The following is an 18,721-nucleotide window of genomic DNA, read 5'->3' on the forward strand; positions in this document are numbered from 1 at the left end:
CGCGATGGGCGTCGCCGAGCTGTTCCCCGCCGAGCGCCAGGAGGCGAAGCCGGTCGACCGGATCACGATCCGCCGGCCGGACGACTGGCACATCCACCTGCGCGACGGCGCCATGCTGAAGGCGGTGCTGCCCTACACGGCGGCGCAGTTCGCCCGGGGCATCATCATGCCGAACCTCGTGCCGCCGGTGACCACGGTCGCGGCCGCGCAGGCCTATCGCGAGCGCATCCTGGCGGCCCTGCCCGAGGGCCAGGACTTCACGCCGCTGATGACCTGCTACCTGCGGGACGACACCGACCCGGACGAGATCGAGCGCGGCTTCAGGGAGAAGGTCTGGGTCGCCGCCAAGCTCTACCCGGCGGGCGCGACCACGAACTCGCACGCGGGCGTCACCGACCTCAATGGCATCGCGCCCGTGCTGGAGCGGATGGAGCGGATCGGCATGCCGCTCCTGATCCACGGCGAGGCGACCGACCCGGAGATCGACATCTTCGACCGCGAGGCCGCCTTCATGGAGGGCAGCCTGATCCCGCTCCTCGGCCGCCATCAGGGGCTGAAGGTCACCGTGGAGCACGCCACCACCGCGGAGATCCTCGACGTGGTCCGCGAGCACCGGAGCCGGTGCGCGGCGACGATCACGCCGCACCACCTAGTGATCAACCGGACGCACATCTTCCAGGGTGGCCTGCGCCCGCACCTGTACTGCCTGCCGGTGGCCAAGCGCGAGCGGCACCGGCTCGCCCTGCGCCGGGCCGCGACCTCCGGCGAGGCCTGCTTCTATCTCGGCACCGACACGGCCCCGCATGTCCGCGGCGCCAAGGAGGCGTCCTGCGGCTGCGCCGGCGTGTTCTGCGGCCCGAGCGCGCTCCAGACCTACGTGCAGGTCTTCGACGAGGAGGGGGCGCTGGACAAGTTCGAGGCTTTCGCGTCGCTCAACGGCGCCCGCTTCCACGGTCTGGAGCCGAATGCCGGGACCGTCACCCTGGAGCGCCGGGAGAGCCGCATCGCCGAGGCCGTCGCGGTCGACGACACGGCGGTGGTGGTGTTCCGCGGCGAGGAGACGCTGCCCTGGTCGGTGGCGTGACCGCCTAGGCTGGGACCGCGCACCGTCATCGCGGGCGCGGCGAGGCGACCCCGGGCAGCGCGAGATCGGTGACCGTCGGGCGACATGGGGTTGCTTCGCCGCGCTCACCCAGACGGATACCGGCCAGCCATCTAATCGGCCGAAGCCATCTTTGCCCGGATCCAACCTCCGGTTACCGATCGTCCGTCGATCCGGAGGAGGGTAAGATGCAGGACGCGCGACAGGACGGCATCACCGCCATGGGCGCCGTGGACCTCGCCGCCGCCATCCGCGGCCGGGTCGTCTCCTGCGTCGAGGTGATGCGCGCCTATCTGGAGCGGATCCATCGGATCAACCCGCAGGTGAACGCCCTCGTGGGCCTGGCCGACGACGCCGCGCTCCTGCGGGAGGCCGAGGCCGCCGACGCCGTCCTGGCGCGCGGTGAGCCCGTCGGCCCGCTGCACGGCTTCCCGCTGGCGGTGAAGGATCTCGACCCGGTCCGCGGCCTGCGGTTCACGCAGGGCTCGCCGATCTTCGCCGACCGGGTCGCCGAGACGGACTCGATCATGGTCACCCGCCTGCGCGCCGCCGGGGCGATCTTCATCGGCAAGACCAACATCCCCGAGTTCGGCCTCGGCTCGCACAGCTTCAACCCGGTCTACGGCGCCACCGGCAACGCCTACGACCCGGCGATGACCGGGGGCGGGTCGAGCGGCGGCGCCGCCGTGGCGGTGGCGCTGCGGATGCAGCCGGTGGCCGACGGCAGCGACCATGCCGGCTCCCTGCGGAATCCGCCCGCCTTCAACAACTGCTACGGCCTGCGCCCGAGCTGGGGCCGGATCCCGGCCGAGGCCAAGGACGTGTTCAGCCCGAATCTCGGCGTGCTCGGGGCGATCGGGCGCACGCCGGGCGATATCGGCCTGATGCTCTCGGTGCTGGCGGGCTACGATCCGCGCTGCCCGAACGCCGTCCGGCAGGACCCGTCCGCCTTCGCGCGCCCGCTCGCCCGCGACTTCCGCGGGACGCGGATCGCGTGGCTCGGCGATTGCGGCGGCGAGATCCCGTTCGATCCCGGCGTGCTCGACGTCGGGCGCGCCGCCCTGGCGACCTTCGCGGAGATCGGCTGCACCGTCGAGGAGGCGATGCCGCGCTACGACATGGAGCGGCTCTGGCAGGACTGGCTGGTGCTGCGGGCCCTCACCGTCGCGGCGAACCTCCGCCCGCTCTACGACGAGCCCCGCCACCGGGCCCTGCTCAAGCCGGAGGCGGTCTGGGAGGTCGAGCGGGGACTGGCGCTCGGCGCCGACCGGATCATCGCGGCGCTGGAGGGGCGCACCCGCTGGTACGAGACCCTGCGCCGCTTCATGGAGGCCTACGACTACGTGGTCATGCCCAGCGCCCAGGTCTTCCCGTTCGACAAGAGCCTGCGCTGGCCCGAGACCGTGGGCGGCCACGCGATGGACACCTACCACCGCTGGATGCAGATCACGATTCCCGCGACGATGTCGGGCCTGCCGGCGCTGGCCGTGCCGGCCGGGTTCGGGGAGGCCGGGCTGCCCGCGGGCATCCAGATCGTCGGTCCCAACCACGGCGAGCTCGCCTGCCTGCAGCTCGGTGCCGCCTACGACGCGGCGAGCAACTGGGTCCGCCGCTACCCGCCGCCGCTGAACTGAGGGAGCGGCTCGTCGACCAAGCCGGCGCAAACAAGCGCCGGACGCGTTGACCCGCCCCGCGCTCTCCGCTAAGAGGCCCGACACTTCGCGTGCCGACCATGAGCCAGTTCCGGATCATGGGGCCGCCGCGGGGCAGGTTCGGATATCCGATGACCACGGTCCTTATTGTAGCGGTAGCGTCACCGACGGGGCGGCCCTGAGAGAGGGCCGCGATCCGGGCGGTGGCGCATGCAGGGTCCCTCGGGGCCCTTTTTTGTTGCCCGCGTCCGGGCGGGACAGGACTGGGACGGACGGAGATCCGAGGCGAGAGGCACCTTCGGGCGAGGCGGAGACCGCCCCGCGTGACGGGGGTGCCGGGAGAGAGGACGGGGCAGGGCGGCGATCACGGGATCGCGGTGGCTCCGGAGAGCGCGAGGAGACGAGCATGGGCGGCGAGGTCATGACCGGGGCCGAGATGGTCATCCGGGCCTTCCAGGATCAGGGTGTCGACACGCTGTTCGGGTACCCGGGCGGCGCCGTACTTCCGATCTACGACGCGCTCTTCCACCAGAACGCCGTCAAGCACATCCTTGTCCGCCACGAGCAGGGCGCCGTCCACGCCGCGGAGGGCTATGCCCGCTCCTCCGGCAAGGTCGGCTGCGTCCTCGTGACGTCGGGCCCCGGCGCGACCAACATCGTCACCGGACTCACCGACGCGATGCTGGACTCGATCCCGCTGGTCTGCATCACCGGGCAGGTCCCGACGCACCTGATCGGCACCGACGCGTTCCAGGAATGCGACACGGTCGGCATCACGCGCCACTGCACGAAGCACAATTACCTCGTCAAATCGATCGACGACCTGCCGCGCATCCTGCACGAGGCGTTCTACGTCGCGGCGAACGGCCGTCCCGGTCCGGTCGTGGTCGACCTGCCCAAGGACATCCAGTTCGCCTCCGGCCTCTACGAGCGCCCCGAGATCGCGAGCCACAAGACCTACCGCCCGGCCGTCAAGGGCGACGCCGACCGGATCCGCGCGGCCGTCGAGCTGATGGCGACCGCGCGCCGGCCGGTCTTCTACACCGGCGGCGGCGTCATCAACTCGGGTCCTGAGGCCTCGCGCCTGCTGCGCGAGCTCGTCCGCGAGACCGGCTTCCCGATCACCTCGACCCTGATGGGGCTCGGCGCCTATCCGGGCACGGACGAGAAGTTCCTGGGCATGCTCGGCATGCACGGGACCTACGAGGCCAACCTCGCGATGCACGAGTGCGACGTGATGATCTGCGTCGGCGCCCGCTTCGACGACCGGATCACCGGCCGGCTCGACGCGTTCTCGCCGTTCTCGAAGAAGATCCACATCGACGTCGACGCCTCCTCGATCAACAAGGTCGTCAAGGTCGATGTCGGGATCGTCGGCGACTGCGCGTCGGTGCTCGCCGACATGCTGGAGGCGTGGCGCGCCCTGCCGTCGCGGCCCGACACGTCGAACCTCGATCCGTGGTTCCAGAAGATCAACGCCTGGAAGGCGCGGGACTGCCTCGCCTACTGGCCGTCGGGCACGATCATCAAGCCGCAATACGCCGTGCAGCGCCTCTACGAGGCCTGCAAGGACCGCGAGACCTACATCACCACCGAGGTCGGCCAGCACCAGATGTGGGCAGCCCAGTACTTCAAGTACGACGAGCCGAACCGCTGGATGACCTCCGGGGGCCTCGGCACGATGGGCTACGGCCTGCCGGCGGCGATCGGCACGCAGCTCGCGCACCCGAACGGGCTCGTCATCGACATCGCCGGCGAGGCCTCGATCCTGATGAACATGCAGGAGATGTCGACGGCGGTGCAGTACCGCCTGCCGATCAAGGTGTTCATCCTGAACAACGAGTACATGGGCATGGTCCGCCAGTGGCAGGAGCTGCTGCACGGCTCGCGCTACTCGCAGAGCTACTCGGAGAGCCTGCCGGACTTCGTGAAGCTCGCGGAGGCCTACGGCGCCAAGGGCATGCGCTGCGAGAAGCCGGGCGACCTCGACGGCGCCATCGCGGAGATGCTCGCCCACGACGGCCCGGTGATCTTCGACTGCATCGTCGACAAGACCGAGAACTGCTTCCCGATGATCCCGTCGGGCAAGGCGCACAACGAGATGCTCCTGTCCGATTACCTCGGCGAGACCGGCGTCGAACTCGGCGACGTGATCTCCGAGGAAGGCAAGATGCTGGTGTGAGGGAGGGCGGCCCGGCTCCGTGCCGGGCCGCGATCCGCCGCTGCGGCGGCGTTGGGTCGAACGACGAGGACTTGCCCCGCGATGAACGCGATGAACACCCACTATCCCGAGCCCGTCCGCGTCGAGCCGGTGAACCGGCACACGCTCGCGGTGATCGTCGACAACGAGCCCGGCGTGCTCGCCCGCATCTCCGGCATGTTCTCCGGTCGCGGCTACAACATCGAGAGCCTGACGGTCTCCGAGACCGAGGAGGCGCGCCACATCTCCCGCATCACCATCGTGACCGCGGGCACGAACGCCGTGATCGAGCAGATCAAGGCGCAGCTCGACCGGCTGGTGCCGGTGCACCGGGTGGTGGACCTGACGCTCCAGGGCAACGCCATCGAGCGCGAGATCTGCCTGGTGAAGGTGAAGGGCGAGGGCGAGCACCGCAGCGAGGCGCTTCGGCTCGCCGCCGCCTTCGGCGCCAAGACGCTCGACGCCACGCTCAACTCCTTCGTGTTCGAATTGACCGGCGCCACCGAGGAGATCGACCGGTTCGTGCGCCTGATGAGCGTGATCGGGCTGGTGGAGATCTGCCGGACCGGGATCTCCGCGATGGGGCGCGGGGCGGAGCCGCTCTAAGCTTCCGACGCGCGGCTCATCGGTGCCGGGGGGAGCCGATCGAGGCCGTCGCGTCGCGCCTGAGTTCGTCGATCAAGGACCACCCATGACCGCCCGTACGCTCTACTACGCCCCCGGCGCCTGCTCGCTCGCCGCCCACATCATCCTGGAGGAATCCGGGCTCCCCTACGAGGGCATCAAGCTCGACCTCGCGGCGGGCGACCAGCGCCGGCCGGAATACCTCGCGATCAACGATCGCGGCCGCGTGCCGGCGCTGACCGAGGACGGCTGGGTGCTCACCGAGTGCGCGGCCATCCTGCGCCACGTCGCCCGTCAGGTGCCGGAGAAGGCGCTGTGGCCCACGGATCTCCGCGAGCAGGCCGCCACCGACGAGTGGCTCGGCTGGCTCGCCTGCAACCACCATGTCACTTATGCCCATGTCCGCCGGCCCGAGCGCTACACCGAGGACGAGAGCGCCTTCGCGGGCATCAAGGCTAAGGCCGCCAATACCTACGCGGATCTCGCCACCATGACCGAGGTGCGCCTCTCGCACGGCGGCTGGGCTGTGGGTGACCGGTTCAGCGTCGTCGACGCCTACCTGATGGTCTTCTGGTTCTGGGCCAACGGGCCCGTGCTCCGGTTCGACATGGCCGGCCGCTTCCCGGCCTGGACCGCCCATGCCCGCCGCGTCGCCGAGCGGCCGGCCGTGCAAGCCGTCTTCGCCCGCGAGGGACTGCCGCTCCCGCGCTGACCCGGTTCGGCCGCGGCACCCCCTTGCCGCGGCCGTCGAATCGGCCTAGAGCGCGTACCGTACGGTACGGTACGCCATTCGAGATGATGCAGGCCAGCGCCACAGCAGAGCAGGAAGCCCCGTCGGCACGCCAGCAGGCGGTGCTGGACGCCGTGCTCGGCCTCATGGTCGAGGACGGCGAGCAGCTCACCATGGACGCCGTCGCGCGCCGGGCGAGCTGCTCGAAGGAGACGCTCTACAAGTGGTTCGGCGACCGCGACGGGTTGCTGACCGCGACGGTGCGCTGGCAGGCCTCCCGGGTCCATGCCGGGCACGACGCCGCGCAGGTGCTCGACGGCGCGACCCTGCGGGAGCGCCTGCAGGACTTCGCCGTGACGTGGCTGGAGGTCATCACCGGCCCGACCTCGGTGGCGCTGAACCGCATCGCCATCGCGCATGCGGGCTCGCGCAAGAGCAACCTCGGCGGCATCGTGCTCGCGAACGGCCGCTTCGCCATCGGCGAGCGGGTCAAGCCCGTGCTGGAGGCGGGGCGCGCCGCCGGCCTGCTGACCTTCGCCGACAGCGAGGCCGCCTTCCGCACCTTCTTCGGCCTCGTCGGCCGGGATATCCAGATCCGACTTCTGCTCGGCGAGACCCTCGACCTCGACGGGGCCGAGATCCGGCGCGATGCGGGCCGCGCCGTCGAGCAGTTCCTGGCCCTCTACGGCCGGGCCCAACCCGACCCGAAACACCAAGCTTAAGAGGAGACAGACATGCGGGTGTATTACGATCGCGACGCCGACCTGAACCTGATCAAGGGCAAGAAGGTCGCCATCGTCGGCTACGGCAGCCAGGGCCACGCCCACGCGCTCAACCTGCGCGATTCCGGCGTGAAGGACATCGTCATCGCGCTGCGCGAGGGCTCCGCCACCGCCAAGAAGGCCGAGCACGAGGGCTTCAAGGTCCTGTCGGTCGCCGAGGCCGCCAAGTGGGCCGACGTGGTGATGATGCTCACCCCCGACGAGCTGCAGGGCGACATCTACCGCGAGTCCCTCGAGGGCAACATGAAGCAGGGCGCCGCGCTCCTGTTCGCCCACGGCCTCAACGTCCACTTCAACCTGATCGAGCCGCGCAAGGATCTCGACGTCCTGATGGTCGCCCCGAAGGGCCCGGGCCACACCGTGCGCTCCGAGTACCTCCGCGGCGGCGGCGTGCCGACCCTGATCGCCATCGCGCAGGACGCCTCCGGCAACGCCCACGATCTCGGCCTGTCGTACGCCTCGGCGAACGGCGGCGGCCGCGCCGGCATCATCGAGACGACCTTCAAGGAGGAGTGCGAGACCGACCTGTTCGGCGAGCAGGCCGTGCTCTGCGGCGGCCTCGTCGAGCTGATCAAGGCCGGCTTCGAGACCCTGGTCGAGGCGGGCTACGCCCCCGAGATGGCCTATTTCGAGTGCCTCCACGAGGTGAAGCTGATCGTCGACCTCATCTACGAGGGCGGCATCGCCAACATGAACTACTCGATCTCCAACACGGCCGAGTACGGCGAGTACGTCACCGGCCCGCGCATCGTCACGCCCGAGACCAAGGCCGAGATGAAGCGCGTGCTGAACGACATCCAGTCGGGCACCTTCACGCGCAACTGGATGCTGGAGAACAAGGTCAACCAGACCTCGTTCAAGGCGACCCGCGCCAAGCTCGCCGCCCACCCGATCGAGGAGGTCGGCGCCAAGCTCCGCGGCATGATGCCGTGGATCTCCGAGAAGGCGCTCGTCGACAAGACCCGCAACTGAGCCCGAACCGTGCGGCCGGGCCTCGCTCGGCCGCGCCGCCAGGGGCCGGTCACGCGTGAGCGTGGTCGGCCCTTCGTCTTCCCGGTTGCCCTGTCCGAAGCTTCCCGGCCATAAGCCCCGCAGCGGTCCCGCCTGCACGAGGGCCGGCAAGCGGAGAGGACACCCATGGCATCGCTCTATTCCGACGCGCACCGGGCGCTCCAGGAGGAGTTCGGCACGACCAAGCTCGCCGTGCGCCTCGACGAGGACTGGGTTCACGACAGCGTCCAGCCGGACGAGGCCGCGTTCATCGGCTCTCGCGACATGTTCTTCCTGTCGACCGTCGATCCGGACGGGATGCCCACCGTCTCCTACAAGGGCGGCCCCACGGGCTTCGTGAAGGTGCTCGACGACAAGACGCTCGTCTTCCCCGGATTCGACGGCAACGGCATGTTCTACTCGATGGGCAATATCGAGGGGCAGGCCAAGGTCGGCCTGCTGTTCATCGACTTCGAGACGCCGCACCGCATCCGCGTGCAGGGGCACGCGTCGCTGCTGCGCGACGACGCCCTCATGGCCGAGTATACCGAGGCCAAGTACCTGGTGAGGGTCGCGGTCACCAAGATCTGGGTCAACTGCCCGCGCTACATCCACAAGTACAAGAAGCTCGAGCAGAACAAGTACGTGCCGCGGCCCGATCGCGAGACCCCGCTCGCCGCCTGGAAGCGGCTCGACCTCGCGGGCGACGTGATCAGCGACGCCGACAAGGCCCGCGTCGCCAAGGAGGGCAAGCTCGAGGTCTCCGAGTACGCGGCGCTGGTCGCCCGCGGCGAGGCCTGACGGTCCGTTCCGGCCGCCCCGCGGAGCAGGGCGGCCGGTGCTTGACGAGGCGGAATTCCAATTTTCACGCCGTGAGTTGATCGCAAGTATATTTAACCTACGCATCACAATGATGCGGCACTGTATTGGCCTCTACTTTCGTCGTTCTTCAAATTTTCTTGACGCCGTGAGGGTAGGTCGTTAGATTTCGTGCGATATCTCTCGATCGTACCTTCTCACGGTTCGTACAGGCCATGTTCTCGCTCCCGCTGCGCGTCGCGGTAATCTGTAGTGTCCTGATCGCGGCCGTCTTCGCGGGCGGGACGACTTTCCTGGATCGCCGGATCAACGCCTCCTTCGAGGAACAGACGGCCAGGATGCAGTCGGAGACGCTGTCGAGCGAGGCGCGCGAGGTTCGGTTTCGCCTCGCCGTGGCGGCCAGGACCGCCGAGAGTCTCGCGGCGGCCGCCTCGGCGCTGCGCGGCGGCGGGATCCAGGACCGCGCGGTCTACGACGCGATGCTGCGCGAGCTTCTGCGCGCCAACCCCGACCTGATCGCGACCTGGACCGGCTGGGAGCCGAACGCTCTGGACGGGCGCGACCGCGCATTCGCCGGCACGGCGTCCTCGGACGCGAGCGGCCGCTTCATGCCCTACTGGAATCGCGGCAGCGGCACGATCAAGCGGGAGGTTCTCACCGGCTACGAGGCCGAGCCGGACGGCGCCTACTACCTTCGGCCGAAGAAGCTGAACCGCTTGGTGGCCATCGAACCCTACATCTACCCGGTGGCCGGGAAGGACGTCGTCATGATGTCGTTCGGCGCGCCGATCACCGTGGACGGCACGTACCGCGGCACCGCCGGCGTCGACATCGATCTCGGCTCCCTGAACGCCGCCCTCAACGCGGTGAAGCCGTTCGGGACCGGCTATCTCGCGGTGATCTCGGCGAGCGGGACGACCGTCGCGCATCCGACCGGCGCGGCGGCCGGGAAGCCGTTGCACGGCTTCGACGCGTCGGCGGCCGACGCGGCCGGGCAGGCGATCCGCGCGGGAGCCGTGGTGGTGACCGACGCGCCGGGCCCGGACGGGGCGCCGTGGCGGTACATGGCGCAGCATATCCAGGCGGGCGAGACGCCCGACCGGTGGGCCATCGTCGTGGCGGTGCCGGTGGCGACGCTCACGGCCGCCGCCGATCAGGCGCGCGCGACGCTGATCGGCATCTCGGTCCTCTGCGTGCTGATCGGATGCGCGGTCGTCTTCGGCGCGCTGCACCGCCTCGTCGGGAGGCCGATCCGCGCGCTCGGCCGGACCATCGGCGACATGGCGGCGGGCGATTACGGGGCGGACGTGCCCGAGGCGCGGCGCCGCGACGAGGTCGGGCTGGTCGGGCGGGCGGTGCTGCAGCTGCGCGACGGCCTGCGGGCGCAGGCGCAGGCCGACGCCCGGGCACGGGCGGACGCCCAGGCCGCCGCCGACCGGGATCGCAAGCGGGTGACCGCGGACCTGGCCAACGCCTTCGAGCAGGCGGTCGGCGGCATCGTCGAGACGGTGACGGACGCGGCCACCGAGCTGCAGGCCACGGCCAAGGGGCTGGCCGCCACGGCCTCGGAGACCGCGGGCCAGTCGACCACCGTCGCGGCCGGGGCCGAGGAGGCCGCCTCCAACGTCCGGGCCGCGGCCTCGGCGGCCGAAGAACTCGGCAGCTCCGTGCAGGAGATCGGGCGGCAGGTCCAGGGATCCGCGCAGCTCGCGCGGGCCGCGGCCGACGAGGCCGGGCGCACGGTGCGGCTGGTTGAGGACCTGAGCGCGGCGGTGATGAAGATCGGGGACGTGGTGGCGCTGATCAGCGGCATCGCGGGCCAGACCAACCTGCTCGCCCTCAACGCCACCATCGAGGCGGCCCGCGCCGGCGAGGCCGGCCGGGGCTTCGCGGTCGTGGCCGCCGAGGTGAAGGCGCTGGCCACCCAGACCGCGCGGGCCACCGACGAGATCGCGGGGCAGATCTCTCGCGTTCAGGCCTCGACCGCGCAGGCGGCCTCGGCGATCGGCAGCATCACGACGCGGGTCGACGAGATCAGCGCTGTGGCCACGACGATCGCGGCCGCGGTCGAGCAGCAGGGCGCCGCGACCCAGGAGATCGTCCGCAACGTGACCCAGGCCGCCGCCGGCACGGGCGAGGTGACCACGAACATCGCCCGCGTGGCCGACGCCGCCGACATGACCGGCTCGGCCGCCGGTCAGGTGCTGGATTCGTCCGCGAACCTGTCGCGTCAGTCCGAGCATCTGCGGGCAGAGGTCAGCCGCTTCCTCGGTACGGTGCGCGCGGCCTGAGGGCGCCCGGACCGGCCTGCGCGCTAGCTGGCCTTCCGGGCGACGACGAACACCCGCGGGAAGGCGAGCAGGCGCCGGCCGTCGCTGCGCGGCGGGTAGGCCCCGTCGATCGCGCGCGTGTAGGCATCCAGGAAGCCGGCGCGGTGCTCGGGATCCAGCGGGTCGAGGAAGGGACGCAGGCCCGTGGCCCGGACCCAGTCCACGATGGCGGCGGCATCGGCCATCCGGTGATGATAGGCGGTGCACCAGACATCGACCTCGGCGGCCGCCGGCGCCAGCAGATCGTAGTACGCCGCGGGCTCCAGCATCCGCCCGAGGCGGCCGGCCACGGCCGGGTCGCCGATCGCCGCCGCCCAGGGGCCGGACGCCGCCACCGCGCGCATCAGGCGGTGGGTGGGCTCGGCGAGGTTGTCGGGCATCTGCACGGCCAGCACGCCGCCCGGGGCGAGGAGGCCGAACAGCCGCGGCAGCAGGGTCGCGTGGTCCGGCAGCCATTGCAGCACGGCGTTGGCGTAGATCAGGTCCGGCGCCCGCTCGGGTGTCCAGGTCGCGGCGTCGGCCAGCGCGAAGGCGAGGCGGGGCAGCCGGGCGCGGGCGCTCTCCAGCATGGCCGGCGAGGTGTCGAGCCCGATCACCTCGGCGTCGGGGAAACGGGCCGCGATCAGCGCGGTGGAGTTGCCGGGCCCGCAGCCGAGATCGATGGCCAGACGCGGCGCTTCGAGGGGCACGCGGGCGAGGAGCTCGGCGGCGGGGCGCGTCCGCTCGTCCTCGAAGCGGGTGTAGAGGGCGGGGTTCCAGTCGGCCATCGCACCCTTCCGTGAAAAAATCCTCAGCAGCCGAGCCGGTCGGCGAGATCCGCCAAGTCCCGCGCCGCGTGGGTGACCGGCACCGTCGGCGCGGCCTCGCCGCCGGCCGGGCCGTGCTCGTGCGGGCGGGCGATGTGGGCGGTGGCGAGCCCGTGGCCCGCCGCCGCCGCGAGGTCGTTCGAGTGTGCCGCGACCATCATGGTCTCCCCCGGCGCGAAGCCGAAGGCCGCGACGGCGTCGCGGTAGAGCGCCGGCTTCGGCTTGTAGTCGCGGGAGTAGCCGGCGCCGAGCACCGCGTCGAAGACCAGGCCGTTGCGGCGGGCGAGGTCGGCCATCAGCCGGACCGGCCCGTTGGAGACCGGCGCCAGGAGGTGCTTCTCGCGCAGCCGCCGCAGCGCGTCCGGCACCTCGGGCCACGCGTCGAGCCGGTGCCAGGCCTGGACCAGCTCCCGCTGCACGGCCTCGGAGACGCCCGCGATGCCGAACTGCGCCAGCACGCCGGGCAGCGACTCGGCCTGGAGCGTGTCGAGGTCGACGTAGGGCCGGGCGCCGGAGCGCACCGTCTCCATCGAGGGATTGTACTGTGCCCGCCACGCGTCCGCGAAGGCGCCGGCATCGAGGTCCGGCGCGACGGGCGCGAGCAGCCGCGCCGCCTCGCGGGCGACGCCGGAGCGCCAGTCGACCAGCGTCCCGAAGACGTCGAAGACCAGCGCCCGGACGGTCACCGCACCGCCTGCAGGCTGGGACCGCGCCGGACGAAGCCGACGATGTCCTTGACCGCGTCGAGGGTCTGCGCCGCGATGGTCTCGGCCCGGGCGCCGCCGTCGGCCAGCACGGCGTCGATGTGGCCAGGATCGGCGGTGAGGCGGCGCATCTCCCCGGCGATCGGCGCGAGGCTCGTCACCGCGAGGTCGGCGAGCGCCGGCTTGAAGGTCGAGAACTGCGCTCCCCCGAAATCGCGCAGCACGTCCTCCCGGGTGATGCCGGCCAGCGCCGCGTAGATCCCCACGAGGTTGTCGGCCTCGGGCCGCTCCTTCAGGCCCGCCACCTCGGAAGGCAGGGGCTCGGGATCGGTCTTGGCCCGGCGGATCTTCTGGGCGATGGCGTCCGCATCGTCCGTGAGGTTGATGCGGGCGTTGTCGGACGGGTCCGACTTCGACATCTTCTTGGTGCCGTCGCGCAGCGACATGACCCGGGCTGCCGGGCCGCCGATCAGCGGCTCCGTGATCGGGAAGAAGGCGTCGCCGTGGCCGTGCGCCGTGATCGACCCCGAGAAATCGGTGTTGAACTTCTGGGCGATGTCCCGGGTCAGCTCCAGGTGCTGCTTCTGGTCCTCGCCGACCGGCACGTGCGTCGCCCGGTAGGCCAGGATGTCGGCGGCCATCAGCACCGGGTAGTCGTAGAGGCCGATCGAGGCGTTCTCCCGGTCCTTGCCGGCCTTCTCCTTGAACTGGGTCATGCGGTTCAGCCAGCCGAGGCGGGCGACGCAGTTGAACACCCAGGCGAGCTCGGCGTGCTGCGGCACCTGGCTCTGGTTGAACACGATCGAGCGCTTGGGATCGATGCCGGCGGCGAGGAAGGCGGCCGTGACCTCGCGGATCTGGCCGCGCAGCGCTTCGGGATCCTGCCAGACGGTGATCGCGTGGAGGTCGACCACGCAGTACAGGCACTGCGCGTCGCGATCCTGCATCTCCACGAAGCGCTTCACGGCCCCGAGATAGTTGCCGAGGTGCAGGTTGCCGGTGGGCTGGACGCCCGAGAAGACCAATTCGGTGAACGCGGCCATCGGCGCCGATCCTGAGCAAGGGAAGACCGGGGCTCCGCGCCGTCCGGGCGCGGGGTTACTCGCACCCGTAGCCCGGAATGGTCAAGGACGCGCTCACGGCTCCCGCGTGGGCAGCCTCGCGCTGGGGCAGAGGTCGACCAGGACGCAGCGCCCGCAGGCCGGGCGGTGATGATGGCAGACCTTCTGGCCGTGCAGCATCAGGATCTCGTGATTGTCGTAGAGGTCCTGCGCGCTCCAGTCGGCGGGGAGCTGCGCCCGCAGGATCGGGTGCGACGGGCCGACATCGACCGTCTTGCCGATCAGCCCGAGGCGCTGCGCCACCCGGTGATGGTGGCTGTCGACCGGCAGGGCCGGCATTCGCAGGGTGGAGAAGGACAGGACCGCCGCGCTGGTCTTCGGCCCGACGCCCGGGATTGCCTGCAGCCACGCCCGCGCGGCCTCGACCTCCATGTCGGCCAGGAAGGCGAGGTCGAGGCCGCCGCACCGGTCGCGCAGCGCCCGGAGCACGTCGCGGATGCGCGGCGCCTTCAGCTCCGGCCAAGTCACGCCCGCGATGGCAGCCTCGATCTCCGGCACGTCCGCGTCGATCACCGCCTCCCAGTCGCGGAAGCGCGCCCGCAGGGCCTTGAAGGCCCGGCCGGATTCGGCGTTGCGCGTCCGGTGCGACAGGAGCGAGGAGACGAGTTCGCTGACCGGATCCAGGCTGTGGAAGTACGGGATCGGGCAGCCGTAGACCGGGCACAACCGGGCATGGACGGCGAGCGCCTTCTCGGCGAGGGCCGGATCCGTGACGGCGGGGGCCGGCTTGCGGCGCGGGCGCGGGGCGGTCGCGGTTCTGAGGTCGGCGGCGGGCATGTCGGGCGAATCCGCCAGCCGATGCCCCTGTTCCTGCCTGTACGGGGCAGCGGCGATCTGTCCGCCTCGTCGGGTTCGCGCGCTTCCAGCGGAGAGCAGGGCCGGCAGCGGCGCGCGCCCTGGCCCCCTCTCCCGTGCGGAAGAGGGTTGGGGTGAGGGACCGGGCGCTTCAGGGCGGAGAGCGCCGTCGACGCGCGTGCCCTGTCCGGAAGCCGCATGACCCTCACCCTGTCCCTCTCCCGCACGGGAGAGGGGACCCGCGCTCGGTCCCGAAGCGGTCGTGGCAATCGCGTGGGGACGCCGCCGGTTCGTGCGCGCCTACTTCACCAGCGCGTAGATGTTCACGTCGAGGTTGTCGTCGGTGCTGTCCTTGAGGTCGGTGGCGTACTCCTCCACGAACCGGTCCTGCACCACGATGTCCTTGGCGTCGAGGTAGGCGGTCAGCGTCTCGTAGGTGCTGTCGATCGACTCGTAGGACCCCTTGTGGGCGAAGCGCAACGCCTTGCCGGAGGGCGTCGTGCCGAAGCGCAGGCCGTCGGTCTCGGCGGGTGCCGGGCTCGGCGCGGCCGCCACCGGGATCATCGCCTCGAACTCGAAGCCGTCGTCGTCGGTGCGCGTGAAGACCGCGAGCGGCCGCCCGGTCGGCGCGACGCCGAGCTTGGCGAGGTCGGCCTCGATCCGCGCGAAAGCCTGCTTCAGGTTCGGCACGGCCTCCTCCCACTTGGTCTTGCCGGACAGGATCGCGACGGGCTTGGCCGGCAGGGTGACCTCGTCGACGTCGCCGGGCTCGCCGGCCTTGTCGATGAGCGTCGGCCGCGCCGGCGTTCCCGGGCTCGTGCCCGGGGGCGTTCCCACCGCGGACTGGCCCGCGGGCGGGGGCGCCACCGATTGCTGGGGCGCCGGGGCCGCGCTCTTGTCCGGATCGGCGACCGGGTTCGGCGCCGTCGTGGTCGGCAGCGGGTTCGTCTGGGCCGGCGCGGGCGCCGTGGAGGGCGGCGGCGCGGGCTGCTGCTGCGCGGCGATCGGGCCGCCCGACGCGAGCACGAGGGCGGCCGAGAGGGCGACGAGCGGACGAAGGCGGATCACGGTGGGCGCTCCGGTCGAGGCCCGCGGATGATCGCGCGGGCTCCCGCGGCGTAACCTAATGGCGATCGGGACGGCCCGCGAGGGCGCAGCGGACGAGAGCCGCGGGTGCGGCGCATCTGCCACGCCGCGGCACCCCTCGCGCCGGGCGGCGGCTTTTGCGATATAGCCCGCGCCTTCCTCCAACCGCGGGACCGCATGAGCGCACTCGCCCACAGACGCTTCCTGAAGATGCACGGCGCCGGCAACGCGATCGTGGTGCTGGACCTGCGCGGCTCCGCCGCGAAGGTGCGGCCCGAGGAGGCGCGGGCGATCGCGCAGGATCCCGGCTCGACCTTCGATCAGCTGATGGTCCTGCACGATCCCGTGAGCCCGGGCACGGACGCGTTCATGCGCATCTACAACACCGACGGCTCGGAATCGGGCGCCTGCGGCAACGGCACGCGCTGCGTCGCCTACGCGATGCTCGACGACCCGGCCATGGCCCGGCCGGCCGAGGGCGGCCGGCTCGTCCTGGAGACCCGGGCGGGCCTGCTCGGGGTGCGCCGCGTCTCGGAGCGGGCCTTCACCGTGGATATGGGCCGGCCGCGGCTCGCCTGGGACGAGATCCCCCTGTCCGAGCCGTTCCCCGACACCCGGCGGATCGAGCTGCAGATCGGCCCGATCGACGATCCGATCCTGCACTCGCCGGGCGCCGTGAACATGGGCAACCCGCACGCGGTGTTCTTCGTGGAGCAGGATCCGGACAGCTTCGATCTCGCCCGGATCGGCCCGATGCTGGAGAACCACCCGCTGTTCCCGGAGCGCGCCAACATCTCGGTGGCGCAGGTGACGGGCCGCGAGACGATCAAGCTCCGCGTCTGGGAGCGGGGGGCCGGGCTGACGCTCGCCTGCGGCACGGCCGCCTGCGCCACCGTGGTGGCCGCCTCGCGCCTGCGGATGATCGGCCGGCAGGCCAGCGTCGCACTGCCGGGCGGCGAGCTGTTCGTCGAGTGGCGGGCCGACGACCACGTCCTGATGACCGGCCCGGTCGCGCTCGTCGCCGAGGGGACCCTGGCGCCGGAGCTGTTCGACAGCGCGGCCTGATGGCGGTCGAGACCCTCACCTTCGGCTGCCGCCTCAACACCGTCGAGTCCGAGGCCCTGCGGGCCCACGCGGCGGCGGACGGGCGCGACCGGGTGGTGGTGAACACCTGCGCGGTGACCGCCGAGGCCGGGCGGCAGGCCCGCAAGGCGATCCGGCGCATCGCCCGGGAGCGGCCCGGCGCCGAGATCGTCGTCACCGGCTGCGGCGCCGAGGTCGAGACGGAGGCCTACGCGGCCATGCCGGAGGTCGCGCGCCTCGTCGGCAACGCCGAGAAGCTGCGGCCGGAGGGCTGGTCGGCGGCCGCGACCGGCCCGGGCGCCGTCATGGCGGCGCGGGCGGCCGAGCCGACGCGGGTCGAGGCGGTCGCCGGGCACACCCGCGCCTTCGTGCCCGTGCAGAACGGCTGCGACCACCGCTGCACCTTCTGCGTGATCCCGTTCGGGCGGGGCGTCTCCCGCTCGGTGCCGGAGGCGGACGTGATCGCGCAGGTCGAGACGATCGTGGCGCGGGGCGGGCGCGAGGTGGTGCTGACCGGCGTCGACCTCACCGCCTACGGTCGCGACCTCCCCGGCACGGCCCCGTCCCTCGGCGGCCTCGCGCGCGCGATCCTCCGGGCGGTGCCCGACCTCGCGCGCCTGCGCCTGTCCTCCATCGATTCCGTCGAGGCCGACGACGCGCTGCTCGCGGCGATCGCCGAGGAGGAGCGGCTCATGCCGCACCTGCACCTGTCGCTGCAGGCCGGCGACGACCTGATCCTCAAGCGCATGAGGCGCCGGCACCTGCGCGTCGACGCGATCCGCTTCTGCGAGACCGTGCGGCGGCTGCGGCCCGACACGGTGTTCGGCGCCGACCTGATCGCCGGCTTCCCGACCGAGACCGAGGCGCAGTTCGACCGCTCCCTCGACCTCGTGGCGGCGTGCGGCCTGACGCACCTGCACGTCTTCCCGTACTCGCCGCGCCCCGGGACACCGGCCGCGCGCATGCCGCCGGTTGCCCCCGAGGCGATCCGCGCGCGGGCGGCGCGGCTGCGGGCGGCCGGCGCCGACGCCCTGCGCCGGCATCTCGACGCCCAGGTCGGCCGCCGCCTCACCGTGCTGGCGGAGCGCGGCGGCGTCGGGCGAAGCGCGGATTTCACCGCGGTTCGGCTTCCGGGCGTCCCCGAAGCGGGGACGTTCCACGACGTCGCCGTCGCCGGGCACGACGGCGCGCGGCTCATCGGCGCCTAGCGCCCGCGGCTCACGCCGGCATCGCCGCCACGGCCTCGGCGATGTGCGGGGGCGGCGGCGCCGTGACGGCGATGGCGTCGCGCTTCGGGTAGAGCGGGATCGACAGCGCCCGGGCGTGGAGGTGCAGCGCGCTCCCGCGGGGCGCCCCGCCGTAGACCGCGTCGCCCAGGATCGGCCAGCCGGAGGCGGCGCAGTGGACCCGGAGCTGGTGGGTCCGGCCGGTGACCGGCTTCAATTCCAGCCAGGTCCGCCCCCCGGCGCGGCCGAGCACCCGCCAGTGCGTCAGCGACGGGTCGCCCGCCGGGTCGGCCTTCATCCACCACGAGCGCGGATCGTCCGAGCGGCGGGCCAGCGGCAGGTCGATGCTGCCTTCCTCCCCGGCGGGCCCGCCCGCCACGATCGCCCAGTAGGTCTTCTCGACGGCGCTGCCGGAGAACAGCTTCCCCAGCCGCGCCAGCGCCTTGGCGTGGCGGCCCAGCGCGAGGCAGCCGGAGGTGTCGCGGTCGAGCCGGTGCGCGGCCTCGGGGCGGCGGGGCAGGCCGAACCGGAGGGCGTCGAGGTGGTCGGTGAGCGTCTCGCCGCCCCGCGGGCCCGGATGGACCGGCAAACCCGCCGGCTTGTCGATGACGAGGAGCAGGGCATCGCGGTAGAGGAGGCGCGCGCCTATGTCGAAGGCGTTGGACATCCGG

17 protein-coding genes are annotated in these 18,721 nt (G+C 71.9%); 11 read left to right on the top strand and 6 right to left on the bottom strand.

Going from position 1 to position 18,721, the window contains the following annotated elements; genetic code table 11:
* Positions 1 to 4: 4 nt before the first annotated feature.
* The 9 genes from pyrC (at position 5) to J3A75_RS01000 (ending at position 11,190) form a co-directional block, all read left to right on the top strand.
* Positions 5 to 1,084 (top strand): dihydroorotase, encoded by a 1,080-nt coding sequence (gene pyrC / locus J3A75_RS00960; RefSeq protein WP_029361017.1) that lies wholly within the window; start codon positions 5 to 7, stop codon positions 1,082 to 1,084.
* A 206-nt stretch (positions 1,085 to 1,290) separates the two neighbouring features.
* Complete coding sequence (locus J3A75_RS00965; protein ID WP_012322213.1) at positions 1,291 to 2,736, top strand: amidase; 1,446 nt, start codon at positions 1,291 to 1,293, stop codon at positions 2,734 to 2,736.
* Between the two features lie 424 nt (positions 2,737 to 3,160).
* Positions 3,161 to 4,936, top strand: a complete 1,776-nt coding sequence (locus tag J3A75_RS00970) for an acetolactate synthase 3 large subunit (RefSeq protein ID WP_012322214.1) — start codon at positions 3,161 to 3,163, stop codon at positions 4,934 to 4,936.
* A gap of 81 nt (positions 4,937 to 5,017) precedes the next feature.
* Positions 5,018 to 5,560, top strand: a complete 543-nt coding sequence (gene ilvN / locus J3A75_RS00975; protein WP_012322215.1) for an acetolactate synthase small subunit — start codon at positions 5,018 to 5,020, stop codon at positions 5,558 to 5,560.
* An 85-nt stretch (positions 5,561 to 5,645) separates the two neighbouring features.
* On the top strand, positions 5,646 to 6,290 hold the full coding sequence (locus J3A75_RS00980) for a glutathione S-transferase family protein (RefSeq protein WP_024828151.1): 645 nt from the start codon (positions 5,646 to 5,648) through the stop codon (positions 6,288 to 6,290).
* Positions 6,291 to 6,373: 83 nt separating this feature from the next.
* A complete protein-coding gene (locus J3A75_RS00985; protein ID WP_043342820.1) occupies positions 6,374 to 7,030 on the top strand; it encodes a TetR/AcrR family transcriptional regulator C-terminal domain-containing protein in 657 nt (218 codons plus the stop codon).
* A gap of 12 nt (positions 7,031 to 7,042) precedes the next feature.
* Complete coding sequence (ilvC, locus tag J3A75_RS00990) at positions 7,043 to 8,062, top strand: ketol-acid reductoisomerase (protein ID WP_012322218.1); 1,020 nt, start codon at positions 7,043 to 7,045, stop codon at positions 8,060 to 8,062.
* A gap of 165 nt (positions 8,063 to 8,227) precedes the next feature.
* Positions 8,228 to 8,881: a pyridoxamine 5'-phosphate oxidase family protein gene (locus tag J3A75_RS00995; protein WP_012322219.1), complete on the top strand. Its 654-nt coding sequence runs from the start codon at positions 8,228 to 8,230 to the stop codon at positions 8,879 to 8,881.
* Positions 8,882 to 9,114: 233 nt separating this feature from the next.
* Positions 9,115 to 11,190, top strand: a complete 2,076-nt coding sequence (locus J3A75_RS01000; protein ID WP_209649640.1) for a methyl-accepting chemotaxis protein — start codon at positions 9,115 to 9,117, stop codon at positions 11,188 to 11,190.
* Positions 11,191 to 11,213: 23 nt separating this feature from the next.
* Here J3A75_RS01000 and tam read toward each other — a convergent pair whose 3' ends face one another.
* From tam to J3A75_RS01025, 5 genes are all read right to left on the bottom strand, one after another.
* Positions 11,214 to 11,996, bottom strand: coding sequence for a trans-aconitate 2-methyltransferase (gene tam, locus J3A75_RS01005; RefSeq protein WP_029361013.1), 783 nt, complete (start codon positions 11,994 to 11,996; stop codon positions 11,214 to 11,216).
* 23 nt (positions 11,997 to 12,019) lie between these two features.
* Positions 12,020 to 12,721, bottom strand: coding sequence for a haloacid dehalogenase type II (locus J3A75_RS01010; RefSeq protein WP_012322222.1), 702 nt, complete (start codon positions 12,719 to 12,721; stop codon positions 12,020 to 12,022).
* The gene (trpS, locus tag J3A75_RS01015) at positions 12,718 to 13,782 is read right to left on the bottom strand and encodes a tryptophan--tRNA ligase (RefSeq protein WP_012322223.1); all 1,065 of its coding nucleotides are present in this window, start codon (positions 13,780 to 13,782) and stop codon (positions 12,718 to 12,720) included. The genes J3A75_RS01010 and trpS overlap by 4 nt, the downstream gene beginning before the upstream one ends.
* Before the next feature lie 93 nt (positions 13,783 to 13,875).
* A complete protein-coding gene (nth, locus tag J3A75_RS01020; protein ID WP_071000530.1) occupies positions 13,876 to 14,637 on the bottom strand; it encodes an endonuclease III domain-containing protein in 762 nt (253 codons plus the stop codon).
* Between the two features lie 318 nt (positions 14,638 to 14,955).
* Positions 14,956 to 15,723, bottom strand: coding sequence for a GyrI-like domain-containing protein (locus J3A75_RS01025; RefSeq protein WP_071000531.1), 768 nt, complete (start codon positions 15,721 to 15,723; stop codon positions 14,956 to 14,958).
* 195 nt (positions 15,724 to 15,918) lie between these two features.
* On the opposite strand from J3A75_RS01025, the gene dapF reads away from it, so the two are divergent.
* Together dapF and mtaB are read left to right on the top strand one after the other, a co-directional pair.
* Positions 15,919 to 16,806 carry a diaminopimelate epimerase gene (dapF, locus tag J3A75_RS01030; protein WP_024828145.1) on the top strand — a complete coding sequence of 296 codons (888 nt, stop codon included), beginning with the start codon at positions 15,919 to 15,921 and terminating at the stop codon, positions 16,804 to 16,806.
* A complete protein-coding gene (gene mtaB / locus J3A75_RS01035) occupies positions 16,806 to 18,032 on the top strand; it encodes a tRNA (N(6)-L-threonylcarbamoyladenosine(37)-C(2))-methylthiotransferase MtaB (protein WP_071000532.1) in 1,227 nt (408 codons plus the stop codon). The genes dapF and mtaB overlap by 1 nt, the downstream gene beginning before the upstream one ends.
* A 10-nt stretch (positions 18,033 to 18,042) precedes the next feature.
* Here mtaB and J3A75_RS01040 read toward each other — a convergent pair whose 3' ends face one another.
* Positions 18,043 to 18,717, bottom strand: coding sequence for an RluA family pseudouridine synthase (locus J3A75_RS01040; RefSeq protein WP_012322228.1), 675 nt, complete (start codon positions 18,715 to 18,717; stop codon positions 18,043 to 18,045).
* Between the last annotated feature and the right edge of the window lie 4 nt (positions 18,718 to 18,721).

This window comes from Methylobacterium sp. PvP105, assembly GCF_017876975.1.
In the GTDB taxonomy this organism is placed as follows: Bacteria; Pseudomonadota; Alphaproteobacteria; order Rhizobiales; family Beijerinckiaceae; genus Methylobacterium; species Methylobacterium radiotolerans.

Excerpts from the sequence above, each read along its gene's own strand:
- pyrC (WP_029361017.1), top strand. The coding sequence starts at position 5 with ATGGGCGTCGCCGAGCTGTTCCCCGCCGAGCGCCAGGAGGCGAAGCCG.
- J3A75_RS00965 (WP_012322213.1), top strand. The coding sequence starts at position 1,291 with ATGCAGGACGCGCGACAGGACGGCATCACCGCCATGGGCGCCGTGGAC.
- J3A75_RS00970 (WP_012322214.1), top strand. The coding sequence starts at position 3,161 with ATGGGCGGCGAGGTCATGACCGGGGCCGAGATGGTCATCCGGGCCTTC.
- ilvN (WP_012322215.1), top strand. The coding sequence starts at position 5,018 with ATGAACGCGATGAACACCCACTATCCCGAGCCCGTCCGCGTCGAGCCG.
- J3A75_RS00980 (WP_024828151.1), top strand. The coding sequence starts at position 5,646 with ATGACCGCCCGTACGCTCTACTACGCCCCCGGCGCCTGCTCGCTCGCC.
- J3A75_RS00985 (WP_043342820.1), top strand. The coding sequence starts at position 6,374 with ATGATGCAGGCCAGCGCCACAGCAGAGCAGGAAGCCCCGTCGGCACGC.
- ilvC (WP_012322218.1), top strand. The coding sequence starts at position 7,043 with ATGCGGGTGTATTACGATCGCGACGCCGACCTGAACCTGATCAAGGGC.
- J3A75_RS00995 (WP_012322219.1), top strand. The coding sequence starts at position 8,228 with ATGGCATCGCTCTATTCCGACGCGCACCGGGCGCTCCAGGAGGAGTTC.
- J3A75_RS01000 (WP_209649640.1), top strand. The coding sequence starts at position 9,115 with ATGTTCTCGCTCCCGCTGCGCGTCGCGGTAATCTGTAGTGTCCTGATC.
- tam (WP_029361013.1), bottom strand. The coding sequence starts at position 11,996 with ATGGCCGACTGGAACCCCGCCCTCTACACCCGCTTCGAGGACGAGCGG.
- trpS (WP_012322223.1), bottom strand. The coding sequence starts at position 13,782 with ATGGCCGCGTTCACCGAATTGGTCTTCTCGGGCGTCCAGCCCACCGGC.
- nth (WP_071000530.1), bottom strand. The coding sequence starts at position 14,637 with ATGCCCGCCGCCGACCTCAGAACCGCGACCGCCCCGCGCCCGCGCCGC.
- dapF (WP_024828145.1), top strand. The coding sequence starts at position 15,919 with ATGAGCGCACTCGCCCACAGACGCTTCCTGAAGATGCACGGCGCCGGC.
- mtaB (WP_071000532.1), top strand. The coding sequence starts at position 16,806 with ATGGCGGTCGAGACCCTCACCTTCGGCTGCCGCCTCAACACCGTCGAG.
- J3A75_RS01040 (WP_012322228.1), bottom strand. The coding sequence starts at position 18,717 with ATGTCCAACGCCTTCGACATAGGCGCGCGCCTCCTCTACCGCGATGCC.